Raw genomic sequence first — 1,772 nt, 5'->3', positions numbered from 1 at the left:
CTAGAGCAACAAACGGTTCAATTCCACCTGAAGTTACGCGGCCTTGGCCAGCTCGCCCTCACGACGCTGGATGACCTCCAGGTTCAGCAGGATCCCATATCGGCGTAGGTCGAAGACATTGTTTCGGACACCCCTGTACCGGGCGCGTGGACCTTGTTTGCGGGCGAGGTGGGCGAGGCGGTGCTCGACATGCACGCGCTGCCGCAGGGCAGCTCTTCCCTTGGGGGTTGCGATGAGTTTGCGGAAGCGCTGCTGCATGGGCTCGTCGTGCGCGATTCGCACCGTGCGGCCTGCGTCGTTTCTTGCCTCGGTGCAGCGATTGCGTAGCGGACAAGCACCGCATTTCTCGGGGTCGAATTCGACGACCTGACCAAGCGTAAACGTCTCCGTTTCGCCTGCAGGGCACGTGATTGTCCGCAGGCGCACGTTGATGTTGAAGTCCCGTTTCGCGAATAGCTCGCCATTCCGCGGATTCCACGGCCGACACAAGATCGCCGCGCCCGCGCTTCTGGCGTCCTCGACGAACTCGGATCGGACGTAGCCTCGATCGATGAAGACCTCCGCTGCTTCATTGCGGTCGGGATAGCGGGCGAGGTCTTCCTTGAGCGCATCGGCGCCTTCGCCCTCGGGACGGTTGGCGGGCGTTACGGAACACGCCAGGATCAGCTCCGTGTCGAGGTCGTTGGCGATATGCTGCTTATAGCCATTGAATCGCTTCGACTTGCTTTTTCGGCCGTGGCGCATCTCCCCGTCCTCGATCGAGACGCGGCGAGCCGCGGCGACGCCTTCGCGAATGCGTGGCTTTCCGCCGCTCGGCGGGTCGGGCTCGAGATCCTGCGAACGTAACTCTGCAATGAGCTCGAAAAGGTCCTTGAGCGGAGGCTCGTTGGCCGCCTCCCCAACCTGCGTCCGGATCCAGGCCTCGATGGCCTCGATCTGTTCGACGAGCTCGCCGACGGCGGCCGCCTTCTGCTCGGGATCAAACCAATCGATGTCAAGTCCAGCCTTGATACTCGGCGCGAGAAACGCAGGTGCCCCTGCGCAAGCGGCGATTTCCTCGGCGCGCCTCTCGAGGAGCGTGGCAGCGGCGCGCAACAGCTTGAACGTGGCGTGCCCGAGCAAGTTCAGCGTGTCTTCGACCCGCCCCGCGCCTTCGAGAGGACGTGAATCGATGGCGAGGCGCAATGTCTTGGGCAGCTTTTTCCAATCGAACCCCTTCGATTTCCGTGCAAGCTCCACGGTGCGCTCGAGCAGTCGACGATCCATGTCGTGTCGGATCATCCGCTCGCGAAATGCTTGCAGCGTACCCTGACCGAACGCCGGCTCCTGGGCGCCGACCGTGCCCAGCACAATCTGCCATCGGACGTCGAACACCGTATTATCGACCGCATCGGCGTCAGAGAGGCCCGAATAGGCCTGCAGCAGGAGGGCCATCGCAAGGAGCGCGGGCGGGACCGGCTGTTTGCCCTCGCCTGTATCGCGATACATCGTTGCAAGCTCGTCCTGGAATGCGTCGTCGAACAGCTCCAATCGGTGCTGGTAGAGAAAGAGGTACAGCCTGCGGTGCTTGTCCATTCGCTGCAGGAGCTTCTGCTCGCGCGGACCAGGGATATTGCTCGGATTCCAGCGGAGTACGGACGTCGACATGGCGGAGACCTATTCCGTGCAGGCTGGGCGAGCCGCGCGCAGTAGAGCACAGCCGTCTGGCCTTGTCGATCCTCGTCACGTAACTGCTCGGAATGATCTGGCTTTCTACCCGATCGTTGCTCTAG

The 1,772-nt window shown here is 62.5% G+C and carries 1 protein-coding gene; it reads right to left on the bottom strand.

All coding sequences use genetic code 11. From position 1 onward, the window contains the following. Positions 1 to 33: 33 nt before the first annotated feature. Positions 34 to 1,647, bottom strand: a complete 1,614-nt coding sequence (locus E8A74_RS51580) for an IS1182 family transposase (RefSeq protein ID WP_136936574.1) — start codon at positions 1,645 to 1,647, stop codon at positions 34 to 36. Between the last annotated feature and the right edge of the window lie 125 nt (positions 1,648 to 1,772).

The organism is Polyangium fumosum (genome assembly GCF_005144585.1).
Classification (GTDB): Bacteria; Myxococcota_A; Polyangia; order Polyangiales; family Polyangiaceae; genus Polyangium; species Polyangium fumosum.
The sequence above is the reverse complement of the archived record's forward strand: the minus strand, read 5'-3'. Positions and strand labels throughout refer to the sequence as shown.